This is a genomic window from Pseudomonas gingeri, assembly GCF_013386115.1.
Classification (GTDB): Bacteria; Pseudomonadota; Gammaproteobacteria; order Pseudomonadales; family Pseudomonadaceae; genus Aquipseudomonas; species Aquipseudomonas gingeri.
On record NZ_JACAOR010000012.1, the window covers coordinates 70,464 to 91,613 of the forward strand.

A 21,150-nucleotide genomic window follows, 5' to 3' on the forward strand; every position below is an offset into this window, starting at 1 on the left:
TCAATGATTTCATTGATTGCATGGGGTGAGTCATGGCCAGTATCACTATTCGTAATCTTGACGACCAGATCAAAGAGCAACTGCGCATCGAGGCGGCCCATAACGGGCACTCCATGGAGGAAGAGGCGCGGCTGATCCTGGGGCGGGCACTGTTGCAGGCCAAACGCTCCGGTGGCCTGGGCAGCCGCATTCACGCACGCTTCGCACCATTCGGTGATGTCGAACTCGACCTGCCGGCCCGTACCGAGAAAGCACGAGCGGCGGATCTTGAAGAATGATCCTGCTTGATACCAACGTGCTTTCTGAATTCATGCGCCTGCAGCCCGATGCGCGGGTCCTGGCCTGGGTCGACGCCCAGCCCGCGATTGATCTGGTGATCAGCTCGATTTCCGTCGCCGAAGTGCTTCATGGCATTGCCCGGCTTGCTGCGGGCAAGCGCAAACAACGCCTGCAGGCGCAAGCGATGGCGATGTTCGAAGAAGACTTTGCCGGACGCATCCTGCCCTTCGATGCGCTCGCAGCAGTGGTCTATGCAGAGCTGGTGGCCGAGCGAGAGGCGGGAGGCCGGCCGCCCAGCGTGGCTGACGCGCAGATTATGGCGATTGCCAAGGCGCACGGTGCCAGCATCGCCACGCGAAATGTTCGTGATTTCGAGCAATCCGGTGTGTTGATCATCAACCCTTGGATAGCCTGAAACCCGATCGCTCCCATGAGTATGGGAGCGATCTTCTCCGTCAGACCCGGAAGTGGCTGACCATCATCTGCAACTGATTGCCCAGGCGGGCCAGTTCGACGCTGGAGGCGGCGGTTTCATCGCTGGCGGCGGCGGTCTGTTCGGAGACGTCGCGGACATTGATGATGCTGCGGCTGATCTCTTCGGCCACCGCGCTCTGCTGCTCGGCCGCCGCGGCGATCTGCTGGTTCATCGACTGGATGTTCGACACCGTGCGGGTGATGTTTTCCAGTGAGGTGCCGGCCTTGCGCGTCAGTTCGACGCTGCTGTCGGTGAGGCTGCGGCTGTTGTTCATCACGGTCGCCACTTGCTGGGTGCCGTTCTGCAGGGCCGCCACCAGGCCTTCGATTTCTTCGGTGGACTTCTGCGTGCGCTGGGCCAGGCCGCGCACTTCATCGGCCACCACGGCGAAACCACGCCCGGCTTCGCCGGCTCGGGCCGCTTCGATGGCGGCGTTGAGCGCCAGCAGGTTGGTCTGCTCGGCCACGGCCTTGATCACGTCCATGACGCTGCCGATCTTGTCGCTTTCCTGTTGCAGCACGGTCATGGCTTCGGTCGAACGCACCACCTCGGTGGCGAGGCGTTCGATCTGGGCGATGGCTTCGCCGACCACCCGATCGCCTTCACGGGCTTCGCCATCCGCCGCGGCGGCCGCGAGAGAGGCCTCTTCGGCATTGCGCGCGACTTCCTGCACGGTGGCGGTCATTTCGTGCATGGCCGTGGCGACCTGGTCGGTTTCGATCTTCTGGCTGTTGACCCCGGCGCTGGTCTGCTCGGTCACGGCCGACAGCTCTTCGGCGGCGCTGGCGATCTGGGTGACGCCGTCGCGAATGCCGCTGATCAGGTCGCGCAAGGTGCTGCCCATGCGCTGGATGCCCTGTTGCAGCACGCCCAGTTCGTCACGGCGGGTGACGACCAGGTTCTGCGTCAGGTCGCCGGAAGCGATGCGTTCCACCACCCCGAGGGTCTCGCGGATCGGCCGGGTGATCTGGCGGGTGATGACCACGGCGGCCAGGATGCCGAACAGCAGGGCGAGCAGGGTGCTGCCCAGTTGCAGGCTGCGGGCCCGGGCGCTTTCGCTGTCACGACGGTCCAGCTGGATCTGATAGAGATCGTCGCTGCGGGCGACGATGTCATTGCCCTGGTCGGTCATTTCCTTGCGGGCCTGGATGGCGGCGCTGTTCGCCGTTTTATAGGCCTGCACGGCGACGCGGTAGTTGCCCAGGGCCGTCTCCAGTTTTTGCAGCTCGTTCTGCTGGCTGCTGCTGAACTGCTGCTGGAGTTGTTTCAGGCCGGCAATCGCTTCATTCAGCTGGTTGACAGCCTTCTGTTCGGTATCCGGGTTACTGTTGCCGGTATAGCCACGCACTTCGTAGCGTGTCAGCTGGAACTGTTCCTTGGCGTGGGTGATGGCCTGGAAACGCTCGAAGCGTCCCTCTTCGCCCGGTGCCATGTTCAGGACGTTGTCGTGGATCGTGGAGATCAGTTTCTGAATGACCTCGGCATTGTCGCCCATGGTCTGGCGAGCGCCGGCAGCGGTGCGATAGGCGTCGCGCATCTTGTTCAGCGACTGCTGGTAGTTGCTGATGATCGTCGCCTGCTCATTGAGCAGCTTGAGGTTTTCCGGGCTCTTGAAGCTGCCGATCAGCTTCTGCTGCTGGGCGATAAAGGCATCGAGGTTGACCTGCACGTTCTGTGCGGCGGTCTCGTCGCCGTTGGTGAGCATGTACTGCAAGCGGGCTACGCGCAGTTTGGTCAGCGAGGCATTGAGCTGGGTGATGTCGCTCATCCAGTTGCTACGGTCGATCAGGCCGCCCAGGCTGGTCCAGCCGGTCAGGGCCAGGATGGTGGTAAGCACCAGGACCAGGCCGAAGCCCAGGCCCAGTTTCAGGTTGACGCTGATATTTCCAAACCAGCTATTCATTGAATTCCTCCAGGAACGTTGTGTTGCTTGCTCGTCGGGTGGCTGGAAGGTGTTGTTCTTGGTGCCAGCTGAATTTGTCCGTAGGGGCTGTATCGGCGGCAGGGCCGATAGCTGAAAGGTTTTTCTCGTGAGCTGTTGTTTCACGAAGTGTAGTGCGGGATGGCGAATCGCCGCCGTGCCCGGATCCCGGGCTCGTGGCGGTGTTTTTGCCGGCGGGACAGCGCACCGCGGGCTTAAGGAATTTTTCACATTCCTTTCACCAGAGGGCGACTTCTGCGGACCTAGTCTCTGCGTTCGGATCGGTGTAGCGCGGTATTCGAGCGGTTTCTCCAGTGGCAGTGACGCCCGATGCTCGGCTGTCATTTTTGCCCTGTAGGGTCACCGACATCGTTTACTCAACCAGCGTTTGCCGTAGGGGCCACCTCAACGTGGAATCAAGACTGACGTATAGCGGGATCAGGCGTTCGTTCGAACTGAGCCGTTTCGCCAAATATAAAAATACCCTGGTTGTGCTGCTTTCCGCGTTATTTGTCATTCCCCTGACGCTGTTCATCCTGCGCCCGGCGACCATTACCGATCTTGCCCGTCACGGCGCCAGCAGCGCGGCGGCGTTGAGTGCCGGTTGGGCCAAGGGCGAGATGGTCGTGCTGGTGCGCCATGTCGAGCGCTGCGATCGTTCCAAGGCGCCTTGCCTGGACGGCCAGGACGGTATCACCGATCGCGCGCGCGATGTGGCGGTGGGCCTTGGCGCCCGCTTTGAAAAGCTCGGACTGGCCAGGACGGATATCTACAACAGTCCGTTGACCCGGGCGGTGCAGAGCTCATTCTATATGTTCAACCAGGTCAGCAGCACGCAGGACTGGCTGTTCAACTGCCGCAAGACCATGCTGCGCGATGTGCGCCGCTTCAAGGTGCCAGGGCGCAACCTGATCCTGGTCACCCACAGCGAGTGCATGAATGCCCTGGAGCAGTCGATGAAGCTCTCCATGCCTTCTCTCGGTTATGGCGCCGCCTTGTTCATCACGGAAAACTCGACGAGCGAAGCCCCGCGAGTGATGGGCTTTATCGAAGCTTCGGATTGGCCGCAGGTGTTCAAGCCGTGAGTGGTCGCGACCCGATCCAATAAAAAACGGCGCCCAGGGGGCGCCGTTTTTTTATGCCTGGCGTTCGCTTCAGCGGGTGTAGAAGTAGTAGGTGCGCTTGCCGCCGATGGTGACGGTCGCCAGGATCGTGTGCGAGGCATCCGGCTCCTGGTTCTGGACCACGGCCACGTTGTCCGGCGAGGCGGCCAGGAAGGCATCCAGCTCGGCCTGGGTCTGTACCACCTGTTGCTGGCGCTGGGTATAGAAGACCGTCGAGGCGAGGCGTTCGTCCGGTTGATACAGCGCCACCTGCTTGCCGCCGGACTGCAGGGCGATGACCTGTTCGGTCACTGGCTTGAAGGAAGTGGTGCGGTCGGCGATAGGCGCCCGCCAGGCGACCACCAGGTAAGCGCAGACCACGACCGCCAGCAGTCCCCCCGCCAGCGGGCGACGATACTCGACCAGGTTGCGGCTGAGCGTCGAGCTGGCGGACCGGCGGCGCAGCCAGTCGAGGATCACCCCGCTGTATTCGGCGGCGATGATGGCCGCGGCCGGTGCCATGGACACCATGTAGACCATGCGCTTGCTCGAGGCCAGGGTCAGCAGGGTGAACTGGGCCAGGATCCAGACGGTGGCGAACAGCAGGTGGCGCTTGCGTACCAGTTCCTTGCGCAAGTGCCAGAGGCCCAGGTAGACCAGCAGGTTCCAGGGCAGGAAGGCTTCCGGCAGCTTGGTGAAGTAGTAATAGAACGGCTCGTAGTGCCCGGCGGCGGTGAAGGAACCACTGAAACGGCCGACGCTGTTGGCCCACAGCACCTCACCGACCGCTTGCAGGCCACCCTGGCGGTAGAGCAGGGTCAGCCAGATCAGCAACGGGATCAGCCCGATCAGGGTGAACACCGCCGGGCGCAGCCAGTTGGCGAAGGTGAAGCGCTTGTCGATCAGGCTCTCGCTGACCAGGTAGACGAAAATCACGATACCCGGCAGCGCCAGCCCGAGCACGCCCTTGCTGAGGGTCGCGATGGCGATGCCGACGACGAACACCAGCCAGCTGCCCAGGGTTCCCGCCTGTTCCTGCTGTCGCCGGCCGGCATGGAAAAAGGCGAACAGTGCCAGCGCCACGCCCAGGCTCAGGATCGCGTCCTCACCGACCTGGCGCGCATTGCCCAGATAGCTGGCCATGGTCGCGAGCATCGCCGCGGCGGTCCACGCCAGTAGCGTCGGTCGGCCGATCTTGCGCATGAATCCGTACAGTGCCAGCACCGTGAACAGCCCGGCGAAGGCCGAGGCCAGCCGCACCGCCAATGGCGTGCCGCCAAACAGGCGGATGGCGCTGGCGTCCAGCCACAGGCTCAGCGGCGGCTTCTCCAGGAACGGCTCGCCCAGCAGGCGCGGGGTGACCCAGTCGTTGTTCAGGTGCATTTCCATGGCGATCCCGGCGACCCGGGATTCGGTGGAACCCTGCAGTTCATGGTTGCCCAGGGCAAAGAAGAACACTAGACAGCCAAGCAGGAACAGCAGGAGAGCGGGGCGTGTTGTTCGCATGGTGATACCGGCTAAAGGAAATTGAGCCCGAGGGCATCCAGATAACCGGTCACTATACGGAGGGAGTTCTTAATAAATTGTGAACGACTGTGCGGAAGATCGGGTTTGTTCAATCCCCCAGTGCCGCGCCCTCGCGCCGTGGATCGGCACCACCGGCCCACGAACTGGCACCTCGCGCATCGCGCACGCGCATGATCGCCTGGGTGCCGCTGGTCATCTCCGGCTCGCTGATCTCGTGACCCTGGTGCTTGAGCGCATCGATCAACTGTGGAGAGAACAGGCCCTGCTCCAGTTCGGTGGGACCATTGCGGCTGCCGAAGTTGGGCAGGTTGATCGCCGCCTGCGGGTCGAGGTTCCAGTCCAGCAGGCCGACCAGGGTCTTGGCGACATACTCGATGATCTGCGAACCGCCCGGGGAGCCGACCGTGCCGAGGAACTCGCCACCCTGGCGGTCGAACACCAGCGTCGGCGCCATCGACGAGCGCGGGCGCTTGCCCGGCTCGACACGGTTGGCCACCGGCTTGCCGTCTTCGCTGGGGATGAACGAGAAGTCGGTCAACTGGTTGTTGAGGATGAAACCCTCGACCATCAGGTGCGAACCGAACGAGCTTTCCACAGTGGTGGTCATCGACACGGCGCCGCCCTGGTCATCCACCGCGACGATCTGCGAGGTGGAGATGCGCGGAGGCGAACGGTCCGGGGCGAGGGCGACCTGGAGTCCGGCGGGGACGCCGGGTTCGGCCTTGCCCAGGCTGCGTTCGCCGACCAGTGCGGCGCGTCGGGCGAGGTAGGTCGGATCGATCAGGCCGGCCACCGGCACCGGGACAAAGTCGCTGTCGGCGACGTACAGGCCACGGTCGGCATAGGCCAGGCGCTCGGCCTCGGCGATCAGGTGCACGGCTTGCGGACGCGGTTCGAGACCGGCGGCCGATGCGCTTTTCTGTGGGGCCAGGGCTGGCAACGCCCATTGCCTGTCCCGGGCCTCCAGCGCCTGCAAGGTGCCGAAGATCTGCGCGATGGCAATGGCGCCGGAGGACGGTGGTGGCATGCCGCAGAATTTCCAGCGCTTGTAGTCCGAACAGATCGGCGTGCGCTCCTTGGCCTGGTAGCCCTGCAGGTCGGCCAGCGACAGGCTGCCGGGGTTGGCGCTGCCGTTGACCGCCGCGACCATCTCCCGGGCGATCGGACCTTTATAGAGGGCGTCGCTGCCCTCATTGGCGATGCGCCTGAGCACGGCTGCCAGGGGCGGATTCTTCAGGATCGTGCCGACGGCTTTCGGGCTGCCGTCGGCGTTGAGGAAATAGGCCGCCATGGCTGGGGATTTCGGCAGGAACGGACTGGCGGCGATCTGCTTGTGCAGACGCGGCGAAATCGGGAAACCCTGCTCGGCCAGGCGGATCGCCGGCTCGAACAGCTGGGCCCAGGGCAACCGGCCATTGTTGTGGTGGGCCAGTTCGAGGGCGCGCATCACCCCGGGCGTGCCCACCGAGCGGCCGCCGATCTGGGCCTGGGTAAATGCCATCGGCGTTCCGTCGGGGTTGAGGAACAGCTTCTCGGTCGCACCGGCCGGCGCGGTTTCGCGGCCGTCATAGGCGTGCACGCGCTGGCCGTCCCAGACCATGATGAAGGCGCCGCCGCCGATACCGGTGGCCTGGGGTTCGACCAGGGTCAGTACGGCCTGCATCGCGATGGCGGCGTCCACGGCGGAGCCGCCCTGGCGCAGGATTTCCCGTCCGGCTTCAGCTGCCAGCGGGTTGGCGGCGGCGGCCATATGCCGGGTCGCATGCTGGGTGACCATGCCGGTGCGATAGCCCGTGCCGATCTCCGGCGCATCGGGCAGGGCGGTGGCGGTCGTGGCGGGCGGGGCGTTGCAGGAGGCAAGCGAAAGGGCGATGGCCAGGGAAGAAAGAGTACGAAGATAGACGCGACGGGTGAAAATTCTGGAGTGCACTGCGTAGGCTCCTGCCTTGGACGTGCCTGGCACTATAGAGCGTGCCGGGAGGCTGGAACAACACGGGTGCCGGCGGGTGCCGCGTTCCCACCGCCATCTGACGACAGCGGTGGGACTGTCGTCAGGCGCTGACGATGATCCGGAACCCGCCGAAGATCATCCGCTGGCCGTCAAACGGCATGGGGTTGACGTCCGGTTGCAGGCGGGGATCGCTCATCACTTTCTGCATCCCGGCGTCGCGGACTTCCCGCGAGGGCCAGACGATCCAGGAAAACACCACGGTCTCGTCTTCCTTGAGCTTGACCGCCAGGGGGAACGAGGTCAGCTTGCCGGGCGGGACATCATCGCCCCAGCACTCGACGACGCTCAGTGCGCCGAACTCCTTGAACAGGACCGCGGCGCTTTCGGCATGCTGGCGAAAGCGCTCGCGGTTGGCGGTAGGTACGGCGGCTACAAAACCATCGACATAGGACATGATCAGTCTCCTGACTGGCGTGAGTGAATCGAGGTCGACCCGATAACGGTCGATCTGTGGGTTAGTCGATCCGCTGCTGGCGGAATCGACACGGCCATTCACTCGATGCCGGCCAGGCCGACCGGCGGTTGTGCCAGTGCCCGGACCTGCGATCCCCCTGCGCTAGTCGCCGTAGTCCACATGCAGGTCGTCATCCAGGCGGTTGCTGGACGAGCCGCCCTTCTGCGGGGTCTGGTCGAAGTGTTCCCATTCGCTGTCCTGGAAGCGGAACAGGCTGTCGTCGGTCGGTGCTTCGCGACCGCCGTAATGGTGGATCGAGTAGTGGGCGTATTCGACCTTGTCGGCCCAGTTGTCCTGCAGCACCCCGTCACCGGCGAGTTCGCGGTACCAGTCGTTTTCCTTCTCGGAAGCCTTCTGTTTCTTGTTGTGGTCGACGAAGTAGCCGACGATCCCGCCGACCACCGCCAGCACCACGCCCACCAGGAAGAACGGGCCGGTCAGCGCCGCCGCGGAACCGGCGCCAAACAGCGCCGCCGCGCCGAGTACCCCCGCCGAGGCGCCGAAGGCACCCCCGGCGACCTGCAGGCCGCCGGCCGCCTTGGACAGCGGGTCGTTGGTCTCCACGCCGCTCTTGATGGTGAACGCACCGAGCACGATATCGGCAAAGCCGCCGACGATATCCGTGGCCGGGCCCAGCACCTTGATCACCGAACCGGCGATCTTCGCGGCCTTCGAGGCGCTGAGCTTGGCGCCGCCGGCGGCTGAGAGGGCATCGTCCAGGTGAGTGGTCAGGCCGTCGGTGACATTGTCGGCGGCGGCCTTGGCGCCATCACCGTCGCCGAACAGCTCGGCGATGCCGTCGTACTTGCTGTCGGGGACCGCATCCAGGGCGGTGCTGATCTTGGCTTTGACATCCGCCGGCAGGTCGCTGACGCGGAACTCGAAGTTCGGCGCCTGGGTGCCGGTCTTGCCCCAGATCTCGGGCAGGGTCTTGTCCAGGCCGAGGAAGTCCACCAGGCCGCCCTTGCCGAGGGCTTCGCCGATCTTGTCGCCGAGTTTGACGAAGTGACTGCTGGCTCCGGCGAAGCTGAGGAAGTCCTTGGCGATGGTCATGCGCTGGGCCGGGGTTTCGCCGAGCTTGCCGCCCTTGCCGACCAGTTGGTAGATCGCCGAGAACAGGGTGACGCCGGCCCCGAGGGAGCCGAGGATGCCCTTGTTGTTGAGGGTGTTGAACACCTCGCCGAGGGTGCCGCGGTCGGCGATCGGGATGTAGGGTTTGTTCAGGGCGGTGTTCAGGTCGGCTTCGCTGATCGAGCCGTTGGCCTTGTAGACCGCGCCCAGCTCTTCCAGGGCCTTGGTCACCGCCGAGGCTTTTTCCTTGCCCTGCAGGCCTTCGGTGAGAAATTTCTCGATGACTTCCTGGGAGCGCCGCGGCAGGTCGAGCAGGCTGCCCTTGAGCACCCCCTTGAGCAGGCCGAACAGGTCCTTGGTCGCCAGCTCCTTGTTGTCGTCGCTGATCTTGCTCGGGTCGGCGAGGATGCCGTTAAGGTCGGTGGTCAGGCCGTCGGCCTGGATCGATTGCGCGGCCTTGCTCGCGGCGTCCGGGTCGAACAGTGACAGCGAGGTCAGGGTATCGCTCAGGTCCTGCTGGGCTTCGTGGGTCTTGCCCTGGTTCTGCAGGTCCTTGAGGTAGGTGATGTAGTCCGGGTTGGCGGTCAGGTCGAGCAGCTTCTGCTTGATCTCGTCCTTGTTCGGCAGGTGGTTGATGGCATCGTCCATCTTGCCCTTGTAGTCGGCCTGGACGGTCGGGTCGGCGAACAGCGTCGCCAGCTGTTTCTGCAGCGCCGGGCCGTCGATGATGTCGTGCATGTCGGCGGAGGTGAGTTCGGTCTGCTTGTCGTCGAACACCCGCCAGGTGCCGCCGAAGGCGCCGGGTTCTTCCTCGTAGCCGGTGATGCCGCGACCGTTCTGGTAGGCGGCCTGGGCTTCCAGGGCGCGAACCAGCCTGGCCCGCGGATCGTCCTTGGCGATCGAGCCGTCGGCGACGCCGGCGCGGTAGGTGTCGAGCAGTTCCTTGGTCGCCAGTTCGCTGACACTCAGCTCCGGCGAGTTCGAATCCTTCTCATCGGCGCGCACGCCGGTCTTGAGGTTGAGCACGTCCAGTTCGGACTTGGGCGGCAGGTTGTATTTGCCGCGCGTCTCGTCGACCGTGCCGGCACTCCAGGCCTCCCATTTGCCGACCACCTCTTCGTAGAGTTGCGGGCTCAGTTCCTTGGAGACGATGACCTTGCCTTCGCTGGTCTCGTAGCGGATCAGGCCGTTCCCCAGTTCGTCGGGGGAGCCGAAGGTGATATCGGTGTTCTTGAGGAAATCGTTGGGGCCCGCGAGCTTGTAGCCTTCGCCTTCGCTGGTGTGGATCTTGTCCCAGGTGTCGTGGGCGGTGGCGACGCTCTTGAACAGTTCCGGCGTCAGGTCGGCGGAGACCACCATGCGCTTGCCGTCATGGGTTTCGTAGGTCAGCACATTGCCTTGCTGGCCTTCGATCCAGCCGAAGCCCTTGTAGTCGTTGAGTCCGGGCGGCGGGGTGTTCTGGTCGGCCAGGGTCGAGCCACCGTCGGTGGCGGACTGCAGCGCGGCGAGCTTGCCCGGATCGCTCTTGAGGTCGTAGAGGCCGACGAGGTAGTCGAACAGCTTGGGATTGTCGTCGCGGGCGACCACGACTTTCTTGCCGTCGCTTTCATAGCGGATGGTGTCGGGACCCACTTCGTCCTTCGGCCCGACAATCGTGCCATCGACCGGTGGCCAGACTTCGTTGTCACCGGCCCGACGATACCCTTCGCCTTCGCTGGCGGTCAGGCCGCTCAGGCTGGCGTAGGCGTCCTTGGCCTGCTCGAAGAGCGCCGGGTTGTCGCGCTCCGAGACGATGACCTTGTTGCCGTCCTGGGTCTCGTAGCGGATCAGGCCGGGGCCCACTTCATCGGCGGGGCCGACGGATTTGAAGTCGCCGAGCTTCCCGGGCGGCGTGTCGTCGGCGCCGGCCCGGTGGTAACCGTCGGCCTCGCTGGCGTTGATGGCGCCAAGGGCCTTGAAGTCTTCGCTGACCTGCTTGAACAGCTCGGGGTTGTCGCGCTCGGCGACAATGACCTTGTGGCCGTCCCCGGTTTCGTAGCGGATCAGTCCCGGGCCCATTTCGTCGGCGGCGCCGATGGCCTTGTAATCCGCCAGGCTGCCGGGTGCCGACGCGTCGCCGGCGGCCAGCTGGTAACCCTGGGCGAGGCTGTCGGTCAGGCCCGGCAGGAGTTTCTGGTCGGCCACTACCTGTTGGTACAGCCCGGGGTTGGAGGCCTTGCTGACCAGCACGTGATCGCCGTCCCGGGTGACGAAACGCACCGTGTCGGCGGCCAGGGTGTCGGGCTTCTCGATGGACGCATAGCCGGACAGCGCCGGGGCCTTCTCATCGGGCCTGGCCTGGCGGTAGACGGCATTGTCCTGTTCGCCGGTCTTGAGCAGCACGGCAAAAGGGGCCCCGGAAGGCGAGCGATTGAAGGCTTTCGGGTCGGCGGTAGTGTTCAGCGCTTGCGTCTTCATGCTCGGGAGCTCCTGTGATAACCGGGCGGCGAGTGGTTGTCCTGCCGTTTCAGGATCGGCAAAAACCATAGCAGGGGGGCTGCCGTGGAAGGTTGCGAAAAGTTGTGAAAGATCGCGAAACCCAGGTGGGCCGTGGGCTGGCGACGAAACCAGGGCGGTCCGGGCGTCGCGAAGCGGGGCGTGGCGGCGGTTTTTCTGCAGCTTGTTCAGGGTGTATTCAGGGCCTGGACCTGCACCATTGGGGCTGGCACGCCAGCCTGCCGAGTGGCGACTCTGACTGATGGGACACCCGATGGCTCACGAAAACCGGTTTCGCCTTGAATCCCTGTACATCTTCCTGATCGCACTGCTGCTCTTTACCCTGGGCATCTGGGACCAGACGGCCCAGGGCTTCGACGGTCGCTGGGCGTTGTTCCTCAATGAAATGTTTCGCCATGGCCCGAGCCTGTTCGCCACGACCTATGGCCAGCCGTATCCCGACTATCCGGGCACCGCGACGTTCCTGAGCTTTCTGTTCGCCCAACTGTTCGGGGCGCCGAACCATCTGGCGAATGTCATGCCGACCGCGCTGGCCTCGGCCGGGGTGATGGCGATGATCTATCGCTTGCTGGCGCCGTCCGGGCGTTCCTGGGCGCTGCTGACCGTCCTGCTGACGGCGCTGACCACACAGCTGCTGGAGAAGTCCCGTTCGGTGTGCCTGGACCAGATGACTTCGTTGTTGTGCCTGGCCTGTTTCTATCTGCTGCACAGCGGTGAACGCCTGGGCTCGAAGCTTCGGCAGTACGCGATCTTCCCGCTGTTCGTCCTGGGCTTTGTCATCCGTGGGCCGTTGGGCTTGATCGAGGTCTGCGGGGTGGCCTGTGTCTATTGGGCCATGGGTGTTTCCCGCTCGCGGGCCGAGACGCTGCAACTGCTCAGGAAGGTCCTGGTGCACGGCGTTATCGGCCTGCTGCTGCTCGCCGCCTGCTGGTGGTTGCTGATGAAGCTGGCGCGGTTCAGCGGCGGCGACGGCTTTGCCGATCAGGTCTACCACATGCAGGTCGGCGGTCGTCTCGATGAAAGTGGCGAGCCGTTCTTCTTCTACTTCCAGCTCAGTCTCTATCGTTATTTCCCGGTGGTGCCGCTGGCCCTGGCGACCCTGATCGCGCTGCGCCACAAATGGTCGCTGCGGGACCGGGACAGCGATGTGCAACTGGCTTTGCGCCTGGGGGCCTGCGGGTTGATGATCCTGCTGGGGCTGTCGGTGCCGCACTTCAAGCGTGCTTATTACGTCCTGCCGATGGTGCCGATGTTCGCGGCGGTGGCGGCCTATGGGCTGCTGCAGGCGCAAGGCTGGCTGGTGGGCGTGCGCCGCTTCTATGAAGGGCTGGTGACGCTGTTGCCGGGGTTGGCGGTGATTGTCGTCTTCGTCCTGCGCCATTCCTGGCTCAAGCATGGTTTCTGGCCGCAGGTTTCGCTGCCGCTGCTGGTCGGGACGCTGGTGATTCTGCAAGGGCTCGCTGCCTGTGTCTGGCTGAACAAAGCCAGGGTGCAGCCGCTCCACGACCTGGGCCGGCGCCTGGTGCTGCTGAGCCTGATCGCCCTGGCGGCGCAGTGGTTGCTGCTGGTGAAGGTGGTGGAGCCGGCCAAGGACCTGGAGTTCGACACCCGGGGCTTTGTCGAACCGGTGGAACGCCTGCGCGCGGCGAATCCGGGGCCGCTGGTGTTCCTGAACCTGGGGCAGGACACCTGGGCCGTGCGCTACATGATGAACCTGGACCATGACGAGCAGCCGCTGTTCATCGCCGGGGCCGATGCCGCCAGACTGGATTCGCTGCCCCGTCCGGCCTGGGTGATCCTGTCGCGCAAGGACCTGGGGTTGCTGGCGGGGACGGCACTGGAGAAGAGCACTCCCGCATTCGAGGGGCGCTTCAATGGTAATCCGTGTGTGGTGATCGAGATGAAGTAACGTTTTTCCAGGGCTGCGCTGGCGCCGGAGGAAAGGGCGTCGGGTAGCGCAGACACCATGAAGCCGAGCATTGTCGGAATCTGCCCTGTTTATGTCCTGCCGGGCGCTTTGAAAAGTCATCGGTTGTCGGTCAAATAGCTTTCGTCAGCAGGAAGGTACGGTGCTTTGATCGAGCCCGACTCCATTCACTCCAACACAAAGGTGGCAAGCCCATGTCGCAAGCAAACAGCCTGATCAGTTTCAAACGTCCCGATGGTCGCGAGGTCAGCGGTTATCTGGCCCGTCCGGCAAAAGTCGAAGGTGCCCCGGCCATTGTGGTGATCCAGGAATGGTGGGGGCTCAACGACCAGATTCGTGGCGTTGCCGATCGCCTGGCGGCCTGCGGCTACCTGGCCCTGGTGCCCGATCTGTACCGTGGCGAGTCGACGGTGGAAGAGGAAGAAGCCCATCACCTGATGAGCAAGCTGGATTTCGCCGAGGCGGTGTCCCAGGATATCCGTGGCGCTGTGCAGTACCTGGGCGCCCACACGAAAAATATCGGCGTGACCGGCTTCTGCATGGGCGGCGCGCTGACGCTGCTGTCCTTGAATGCCATCCCGGAGCTGACGGCCGGCGTGGTCTGGTACGGTTTCCCACCGCTGGAATACCTCAATGCCGCGGCGATCAAGGCACCGCTGCTGGCGCATTGGGCGACTCAGGATCTGTTCTTCCCGGCGGAAACCGTCGACACCCTGGAGACCACGCTGCATGAAGCGGGTGTCGATGCCACGTTCCATCGTTACCTGGCGCATCACGCCTTCGCCAACGAGACGGCGGTGGGGAGCGGACGCATCCCCGGGACCCAGTTCGACCCGGTCTGGTCGCAAATGGCCTGGGACCGGACCCTGACGTTCTTTGGCCAGAAACTCTGGGATTGATCCACCGTCAGGCCGTTTGCACGGGGCACCACGTCGTGTCCCGTGTGCCGGACGACTCAGGATGACGCCGGGTCGTCCTGCAAGCCCGAGCCCGTCTGGCAGTTCCTGGTGTCCATGACAATCTCCGGTGGACGGGCGCTATGGGCGGGCGTCAGCAGGTACAGGAGCAGGATCAGGCAGGCTGCCGGGCGCACAGGATGCTGCCGGTATTCAGGACGCGAGCAATTCGCGCTGGACTTCCAGGGCATTGCGCTCGACCCAGTTGTGGCCCAGTTGCCCGTCCGGGCGCACTTCCCAGACCGCGGTCCCCAGCATCTTGAACGGGGTGCCGCAGGCCCGATTGCCGATAAAGCCGTTGTTCTTGCCCTCGAGTATCCAGCGCGAGGCCACGCGGGTGCCGTCGGCATTCTGGAATGTCTCGATGCTGGCGAAATCGAAGTCGTCGATTTTCGCCAGGAACGCGCCGATCCAATCGATAAATGCCTCGCGGCCGACGATGTCGACACCTCCCGAGGTGATGACAAAGTCTTCGCTGACGAAGCGCGCCGCCGCTCGCGGATCCTGTTTCTGCCAGACCTCGCGCCAGAAGCTTTCGACGATTTCTACAGCCTTGTTGCCTGTCATGGGGTGTTCCTCGTGCTTGCAGTTGTTTGGCCGATGCGCTGACCGCCGACCGGATGAGCACGATGTTCGGAGTTTGCTATCTAGAACTCAAACGCATAAATTTAATTGCATCCAGTTGAAAGGCGAATTCATCATGCAAGCCAGCGATATCGAGATCGACCTGCTCCGGGCGTTTATCGCCGTGTCGGAAACCGGCAGTTTCACGGCGGCGGCAGAGGTGATCGCGCGTTCGCAATCGGCGGTGAGCCAGAAGATCATCCGGTTGGAGGAGATCCTCGGTCTCCGGGTGTTCGAGCGCACCAGTCGCGCACTGACCCTGACCGCGGACGGTGAGCGCCTGCTGGTGGGCGCGCGCCGGATGCTGGTGCATTACGAGACGTTCCTGCGTGAGATCAAGGCGCCGGCGATGCCGGGCTTGTTGCGCCTGGGCATCTCGGAAAACCTGGTGCTGACCCAGCTGCCCAAATTGCTGTCGCGCTTTTGCGCGCTGTATCCCGATATCCAGCTGGAGCTCACCACCGGCCTGAGCAATGACCTGCTCACCGCCTATGAGGCGGGGCAACTGGATGTGGTGATCGCCAAGCGCAAGATCAGCGCGACGGCCCAGCGCGGTCGCGTCATCTGGCGCGAGCCGCTGGTGTGGATGGCTGCCAGCGACTATGAAATCGAAGCGTCCCGGCCGGTGCGGCTGGTGATGATGCGACCGCCTTGCGCGTACCGCGCGATCATGGTCGAGGCCCTGGCATCGGTGAATCGCGAATGGGTATCGGCCTGCTTGGCGAGCAACCTGATCGGCGTGCAGGCTGCCGTCTCCGGCGGGCTGGGCATCACTGCCCTGGGCACCTCGTTCCTGCAGGAAGGGATGAAGATTCTCGAACCTTCGGAAAAATTACCGACACTGCCCTCCACCGAGGTGGCGGTAGTGGGCGATGAGGCCGGCACCCAGCACCTGGTACAGCCGCTGGTGTCGTTGCTGACCGAGGGGCTGATGGCGGGGGCGCGGTTGACCTGAGTGTTTACTGTTGTGTCGCAGTTGGCGACCAGGGGCCGTTAGCCGGCCAGTGTTGTAGATAGGATGTTTTGCTGCGTACTGCGGTAATCACAGGCATCAAGAAGTCGTGCAGAGTTGTCACTACGTGCATCAGGTCCAATGCTTCGAGTTTGTTCTTTTTCAGAAACGCTCGCCACTGTGTGTGCTTTTGTGGATCGCGGGCAAAACCCTCGGTGAGACCAAACGGGACATCCTCTCGTAATATCGTCCCGCGACGGTCAAATATTGAAATCCTGACGGGTTTCCCGTGCGCGGTTGAGCAGGCGTGCTCGTACTGATGTCGCGATATTGCGGTCATTCATGTCAGGCTTTCCATGTAGGGACGCATCACGTTGGTCACCCGACAAAGGGTGGCGTAGCGCCATAGCTCGTCCATGTTCAGACGTCTGGAATGCCAGGCATCAGACAGCGCTTCCAGCGCCACATCCAGCCCTATCTTGTTACGAAACTTGAAGCAGTCGACAACGGTACGAGCGACGCTGGTCACGCGTATGGTCACGCCATCGATATCATGATTTTCAACGCCATCAGTGAGTGCAGAGCTTGAGAAGCGGACGATGCGCAATGGCGGATAACCGGGCTTTGGCGCACGAGCCTTGTTGGGTATGGCGAACCAGACCTCGAATGGCGACTGGGTCGTGAGCCCATGTACCCTCAAGGCTGACAGCAGGCAGATCACCCCTTTGGGGTATTTGCTTGCTACCTCGGCCAAGGCAACGTGCTCGGAGATGTTGCGCTGCGGTAGCGAGTAAAGACCGTGGTCTATTCGTTGGAGCAGACCCTGTCGTACCAGCCGGGTCAATGCGACGCGGGGGAGTCCTTGTGCAACGACGTCCCGGGAGCGGATGAGGCCGTTGCGAGCGGCGAGCGCCAGGATATGGTGGTGTGAGTTTTCCATATCGACAGCGTGTTCCTCTTTGTCGGTAATTGTCAATATTTACCGACATAGAGGAACGTGCAGGATAGCAGCTTTCTCAATACGCCCGAACCCATCGCACTTTCGTCGAAGCCTGGACCGCGCCACTTCCGCCTCCGCCCGTGGGTGGGGTGGGGGTGGTGATGGTCTGGTCGCCGGTTACCGCCGAGACATCGATGGCGATGCCGCCCTGGGAAATGGTGGTGGGGCTGGCGCCGTTGTTGCCGGTGGACAGCGAGCCCTTGATGTTGGTCGTGGCCCCCGAGGTGCTGACCAGGCCGCCGAGGATGACGTTGCCGTAGAGGGTCCAGCCGCTGGTGGCGAGGCCGCCGTTGGCTTCGATGGCGATATTGCCGATGGGCAGGCCGCTGTGGGTGACGTTGGCGCTGTCGGTCCAGGTGGCCAGGGCCGGTGGTGTCGCGCTCTTGTTGCACAAGTTGGTCGGGTAGAACGACCCGCTGCACAGGTTCGAGTAACCGGAGAAGTTCGGCGAGTACAAGGGCACCGCGCTGTTGCTGGTCAGGGCAACGTTGCCGGTGGCGAGTACGGTGTTTGTGAGTCGGCTCAGGCCTTGCACACCATCGAGAGTGATGTTGCCCTGGAACCACAGCACGCCCGGCGGCAGGGCCTTGATCCCGGTGAAGGTCCAGCCGTTGGCGGGTGTCGCGCTGTTGCCGCAGCTGCTGTTGCCGTAATTGCAGGTCAGGAAGGTGTTTCCCAGCAAGGTGCGCAGGTCGGTGGTACCCAGGTTGTAGGGGCCGCCTGCCACGGCGGTGCCGGCGGCGGTCTTGACGTTCTGGATCTTCAGCATCGGTGTGTTGCCGTCGAAGTAGAACACGTAGTTGGCCTGGCTTTGCAGGGGCGTGACGTCCACCGGGGCGCTGGTGATGTTGCAGTACGGTATGCCGGGCAGGCCCGGCGAGGCGCCGGCGATGTTCTGTGTCAGGTTCGCCAGCGCGGTGCCCGTGTAGGCGGTGCCGTTCTGGTTGAGCACCTTGCCGGCGATCTGGCTGGCGGTGTTGAACGAGGGCGTGTTGTATTGCGTCACGCTGAGGTTGCCGCCGCCCTGGAACTGCCCCACCGTCGCGGTGAGGATCGATACGTCGCTGTTGGCCTTGAGCGTGTTGTAGGTGGCGCTGTAGCCGCTCAATGCCAGGGTGTTGCCCCAGAAGGTGCCGACGGTGGCGTTCCTGAAGTTGACGTCGCCGCCGTAGATCGCATTGTAGCTCAGCGAAATGCTGGCGGGCAGGGTGCCGGTCCCGGAGATCAATTGCGCGCCGGTGCTGGTGCTGATGACCCCGGCGGATTGGCTGGCCTTGCTCAGGTCCAGGGTATAGACCGTGCCATCGGTCAGGGTGATCAGGGCCGTGCCGGTGCTGGCGGCGGTGATCGAGTTGTCGGTGTTTTTCGTGCCGCCGACCAGGGCGGTGCCGATGGTTGATCCGGCCGACAGGACGTTGGCCTTGAACGCGCCGGCCTTGATCGACACATAGCTGCCGTCGGACTGGCTGATGTTGATGGACTTGGCGCCTACCGTCAGGTTGACCGGCGGGCTGCTGGAACTCATGGAAAAGGTGCCCTCGGTGTTGAGGGTCGCGTTGTCCGCGATCCCGCCGCCGCTGAGGTTGATGCCGCCCTTGGCACAGCCGGAGACATAGGCTTTCGAGCCGTTGGAGATGGTCAGCACGCCGGTGACGGCGATATTCGCCAGGGTCGTGCCGTTGGTGATCGACAGATTGCCGCCGGTGTAGTTGAAATTGCCATTGAACTGCAGGGCCGGTGGCAGGTTGCCGCTGGGCGGGGCAGTCGCGGCACTGGCCGGGGTCAGCACGTAGACCACCTGCAGGGTATTGGTCGCCAGGTTGTTGGTGGCGGTGATGGTGGCGGTGACCAGCGTGCTGCCGGCGCTGGCGACCTTGGAGATGATCTGGGCGCTGAGGCCGCTAGCGCTGATGGGCAGGTTGCCCGGTGTGACATTGGCCAGGGTACTGTCCTGCAGCAGTTGGGCCTGCAGGTACAGACGCACCCACTCCACCCCGCTCCAGACCCGTGACTCCGCCGGTGAGATGGCATGGGCCGCCACTTGCTGCTGCTGGGCGCCACGTATGCCGTACATCATTCCCAGGGCGGTCACGGACAGGGCCATGCCGACGAACAGGATCATCAGCGTGGCGGCCATGCCGCGTTGAGACGCGGGTGTCGATCCGGAAAACGAAGGGGCTGGCATCAAGCGCTCTGTCAGGAAGTGGGTTTTTCGAAGTTGATCAGACACGCCGTTGCCTTGCTTTTCACGTAAGCGGGCTGGGGATCGCTGCTGTTGGGGTCGAGCGTGCTGTTGTTGGCGTTCAGGGTGACTTGCAGGCGCGAGGCGGTATTGGTGGTGTCGGTGGTCCGGCCATAGGGCCAGCAGGTGGCGAAGCCCACCGAGAACGAGGCGCTGCCCTGGCCGGCTTCGATCAGCGGGGTGCTGGTCCAGGTGCTGCTGCCCCATTGCGCTGAGGCCTGGGTGCAAGCGGCGGCGGCCTTGAGGCTGAGCAGGGCGCCGTTGCTGATCAACAGTCCGGCGCAGCTGGGGTTGGCGGTGGCGCTGGTCTGGTAGGACCAGACAATCGCGTTGCCGGTGATGCCGTTGGGGGACGCGTTGGTCAGGCTGGGAAAGCTGGTCTGGGCGGTGGCGTTGCCGCTCAGGGTGCCGTTGCTCAGGACGGCGCCGGACAGCAGCACGAAATTATTGTCGATATCGGCGCTGGCGCGCACGGTGGCACTGCCGCTCCAGAAGCCGGCATTCATCAGCTCGCGCTGGGCGGTCAGCAGCGCCGCCGCCACCTGGCCGTCCTGCCGGGCGCTCTGGATCGATGCCGCCGAGGTGTAGACCAGGTTTTTATACAGCGAAAGCATGGCCAGGATGCTGACCAGGGAAATGGCCGTGCCGACCATCAGGCTGATCAGCGTGAAGCCGCCTTGCCCACGGCTCATGACTCATCGCCCACGCGGATGACGCCGCCAAAGAGGCTGCTGTCCTGGGTGCGGGTGGTCAGCACCACGGCGCTCTGCGGCGTCCCGCCAGTGAGGGTGCTGGTGCCGACGGTGACGGCCGGGGCGCTGGTACAGGTCGCCACGATCGGCAGTGGGCTGGTCTGGGTGGGAAGGGAGACGACGAGCAAGGCGGCGTTGGTCGAGCACAACAGCGCGCCGTTCTGTTCCAGCAGGCTGCGCATCTGGCTGACCACGATGTTCTGCAGCTTCATGTCGCGCTGGCTCACCGCCGCCCGCGATGCGGCATAGGTGATGCCCAGGCCGACGATCGCCATCAGCAGGATGCCGATCAGGGATTCGAGCAGGACATCACCCCGTTGTCGCCCGGGGTGGGGGTCAAATGAGCGGGACATCGACTGAACTCTCACTCCCCGCCGTGACCTGCAGCGTCGCGGTGGTGCAGGTGCTGGAACTGACCGCCAGGCCTCGATTGTTGAAGGCGACGCAGGCCAGGTCGACACCGGCGCTCTGGATACTGGCCGCCGCCGGCAGCGGGCTGCTCCAGAGGGGCGGCGTGGTGGTGGTGCAGTCGATGGCCTGTCCGGCGGTGAGCCTGAACAGCTGGAGATTCTGCCCGGAACGACAGAGCACGGCGGCGGGGGCGCTGTCCTGCACGGCGCCCTGGTTGCGCAGGGCGATGGCCTTGGTGCGGCTGATCCCTTGCTTGAGCAGGCCGGCGGCATCGCGCTGATAGGCGCTGTTGGTCCATGACTGGGTCAGCGGCACCCCCACGAACAGCAGCAGGCCGAACAGGGTAATGGTGATCATCAGCTCGATCAGGGTGAACCCGCGGCTGCGCATTACAACCAGTTGCCGTTATACGAGCTGCACGAGGCGATGCTGCGGGTGTTGTCCTGGGTCAGCGTGATCGTGCAGCCATTGACGTTACCGCTGTTGCCTGTGGCGGTCACGGTGTAGGTGGTCGCGTTGGAGCTGAGCGAGTAGCTGAACTTGCCGGACTGGCTCGGCTGCCAGCCTGACGTCGGGGCGGTGCAAGGCGAAGCGCTGCTGGCCAGCACGCACTGGATCTGCGTCGTGCCGCTGGCACCCGAGGCCGGGTACACCAGTTGTTTCTGGTAGTAGTTTTCCAGGCTGAGGCTCAGCGCGACCAGGTCGGACTCGGCGGCCTTGATCGTGCTCTTGGTGACGTAGCTGCTGTAGGCGGGCACGGCGATGGCGGCGAGGATCGCGACAATGGCGACGGTGACCAGCATTTCTATCAGGGTGAAACCCGATTGTGTTCTTGGGTGTTTCATCGACATGTGAATGATGCTTTCCAGTGCCCCAATGCTCATAAATCGCATTATGACATCATTGAATAACAGTTCGGTGAATGGAGCCGGCGAGAAGCCGAATCTGA

The 21,150-nt window shown here is 63.8% G+C and carries 18 protein-coding genes and 1 pseudogene; 6 read left to right on the forward strand and 13 right to left on the reverse strand.

Annotated features, from left to right (window positions below; all coding sequences use genetic code 11):
* Positions 1–32 precede the first annotated feature (32 nt).
* Both HX881_RS23850 and HX881_RS23855 read left to right on the forward strand, forming a co-directional pair.
* Positions 33–278 (forward strand): FitA-like ribbon-helix-helix domain-containing protein, encoded by a 246-nt coding sequence (locus HX881_RS23850; protein WP_177086960.1) that lies wholly within the window; start codon positions 33–35, stop codon positions 276–278.
* Entirely contained in the window at positions 275–694 is a 420-nt protein-coding gene (locus tag HX881_RS23855) for a type II toxin-antitoxin system VapC family toxin (protein ID WP_177086961.1), read from the forward strand. The genes HX881_RS23850 and HX881_RS23855 overlap by 4 nt, the downstream gene beginning before the upstream one ends.
* 40 nt (positions 695–734) lie before the next feature.
* Here the strand turns inward: HX881_RS23855 and HX881_RS33320 are convergent, their stop codons facing one another.
* Together HX881_RS33320 and HX881_RS33325 are read right to left on the reverse strand one after the other, a co-directional pair.
* Positions 735–1,598, reverse strand: coding sequence for a methyl-accepting chemotaxis protein (locus tag HX881_RS33320; RefSeq protein ID WP_425503538.1), 864 nt, complete (start codon positions 1,596–1,598; stop codon positions 735–737).
* A 39-nt stretch (positions 1,599–1,637) separates the two neighbouring features.
* Positions 1,638–3,020, reverse strand: a pseudogene (locus HX881_RS33325) (methyl-accepting chemotaxis protein); the annotation flags it as partial.
* A 65-nt stretch (positions 3,021–3,085) separates the two neighbouring features.
* On the opposite strand from HX881_RS33325, the gene pmrG reads away from it, so the two are divergent.
* Positions 3,086–3,760, forward strand: a complete 675-nt coding sequence (pmrG, locus tag HX881_RS23865) for a lipopolysaccharide core heptose(II)-phosphate phosphatase PmrG (RefSeq protein WP_177086962.1) — start codon at positions 3,086–3,088, stop codon at positions 3,758–3,760.
* A gap of 69 nt (positions 3,761–3,829) precedes the next feature.
* Here the strand turns inward: pmrG and HX881_RS23870 are convergent, their stop codons facing one another.
* From HX881_RS23870 to HX881_RS23885, 4 genes are all read right to left on the reverse strand, one after another.
* Positions 3,830–5,284, reverse strand: a complete 1,455-nt coding sequence (locus tag HX881_RS23870) for an ArnT family glycosyltransferase (RefSeq protein ID WP_177086963.1) — start codon at positions 5,282–5,284, stop codon at positions 3,830–3,832.
* 109 nt (positions 5,285–5,393) lie between these two features.
* Entirely contained in the window at positions 5,394–7,235 is a 1,842-nt protein-coding gene (locus HX881_RS23875; protein WP_177086964.1) for a gamma-glutamyltransferase, read from the reverse strand.
* A gap of 121 nt (positions 7,236–7,356) precedes the next feature.
* Complete coding sequence (locus tag HX881_RS23880; RefSeq protein WP_017126742.1) at positions 7,357–7,710, reverse strand: DUF1428 domain-containing protein; 354 nt, start codon at positions 7,708–7,710, stop codon at positions 7,357–7,359.
* Positions 7,711–7,872: 162 nt separating this feature from the next.
* Positions 7,873–11,283: a hypothetical protein gene (locus HX881_RS23885; RefSeq protein ID WP_377652232.1), complete on the reverse strand. Its 3,411-nt coding sequence runs from the start codon at positions 11,281–11,283 to the stop codon at positions 7,873–7,875.
* 307 nt (positions 11,284–11,590) lie between these two features.
* Here HX881_RS23885 and HX881_RS23890 point away from each other — a divergent pair, with 307 nt between their 5' ends.
* Together HX881_RS23890 and HX881_RS23895 are read left to right on the forward strand one after the other, a co-directional pair.
* Entirely contained in the window at positions 11,591–13,246 is a 1,656-nt protein-coding gene (locus HX881_RS23890) for a glycosyltransferase family 39 protein (protein ID WP_177086965.1), read from the forward strand.
* A gap of 212 nt (positions 13,247–13,458) precedes the next feature.
* A complete protein-coding gene (locus tag HX881_RS23895) occupies positions 13,459–14,163 on the forward strand; it encodes a dienelactone hydrolase family protein (protein ID WP_017126744.1) in 705 nt (234 codons plus the stop codon).
* Positions 14,164–14,373: 210 nt separating this feature from the next.
* Here HX881_RS23895 and HX881_RS23900 read toward each other — a convergent pair whose 3' ends face one another.
* Positions 14,374–14,787, reverse strand: coding sequence for an ester cyclase (locus tag HX881_RS23900; protein ID WP_177086966.1), 414 nt, complete (start codon positions 14,785–14,787; stop codon positions 14,374–14,376).
* A 133-nt stretch (positions 14,788–14,920) separates the two neighbouring features.
* Here HX881_RS23900 and HX881_RS23905 point away from each other — a divergent pair, with 133 nt between their 5' ends.
* Positions 14,921–15,799: a LysR substrate-binding domain-containing protein gene (locus tag HX881_RS23905; RefSeq protein ID WP_042935574.1), complete on the forward strand. Its 879-nt coding sequence runs from the start codon at positions 14,921–14,923 to the stop codon at positions 15,797–15,799.
* Positions 15,800–16,136: 337 nt separating this feature from the next.
* Here HX881_RS23905 and HX881_RS23910 read toward each other — a convergent pair whose 3' ends face one another.
* The 6 genes from HX881_RS23910 to HX881_RS23935 all read right to left on the reverse strand — a co-directional run bounded on the left by HX881_RS23910 (position 16,137) and on the right by HX881_RS23935 (position 21,052).
* Positions 16,137–16,736, reverse strand: coding sequence for a type IV toxin-antitoxin system AbiEi family antitoxin domain-containing protein (locus tag HX881_RS23910; RefSeq protein WP_177086967.1), 600 nt, complete (start codon positions 16,734–16,736; stop codon positions 16,137–16,139).
* A gap of 76 nt (positions 16,737–16,812) precedes the next feature.
* Positions 16,813–18,981: a beta strand repeat-containing protein gene (locus tag HX881_RS23915; protein WP_177086968.1), complete on the reverse strand. Its 2,169-nt coding sequence runs from the start codon at positions 18,979–18,981 to the stop codon at positions 16,813–16,815.
* An 11-nt stretch (positions 18,982–18,992) separates the two neighbouring features.
* Complete coding sequence (locus tag HX881_RS23920) at positions 18,993–19,730, reverse strand: PilW family protein (protein ID WP_177086969.1); 738 nt, start codon at positions 19,728–19,730, stop codon at positions 18,993–18,995.
* Positions 19,727–20,143 carry a hypothetical protein gene (locus HX881_RS23925; protein WP_017126750.1) on the reverse strand — a complete coding sequence of 139 codons (417 nt, stop codon included), beginning with the start codon at positions 20,141–20,143 and terminating at the stop codon, positions 19,727–19,729. Before HX881_RS23925 ends, HX881_RS23920 begins: the two co-directional genes overlap by 4 nt.
* Positions 20,127–20,591: a pilus assembly FimT family protein gene (locus HX881_RS23930; RefSeq protein ID WP_177086970.1), complete on the reverse strand. Its 465-nt coding sequence runs from the start codon at positions 20,589–20,591 to the stop codon at positions 20,127–20,129. The genes HX881_RS23925 and HX881_RS23930 overlap by 17 nt, the downstream gene beginning before the upstream one ends.
* Positions 20,591–21,052, reverse strand: a complete 462-nt coding sequence (locus tag HX881_RS23935) for a type IV pilin protein (protein ID WP_281367733.1) — start codon at positions 21,050–21,052, stop codon at positions 20,591–20,593. Before HX881_RS23935 ends, HX881_RS23930 begins: the two co-directional genes overlap by 1 nt.
* Positions 21,053–21,150: the final 98 nt, after the last annotated feature.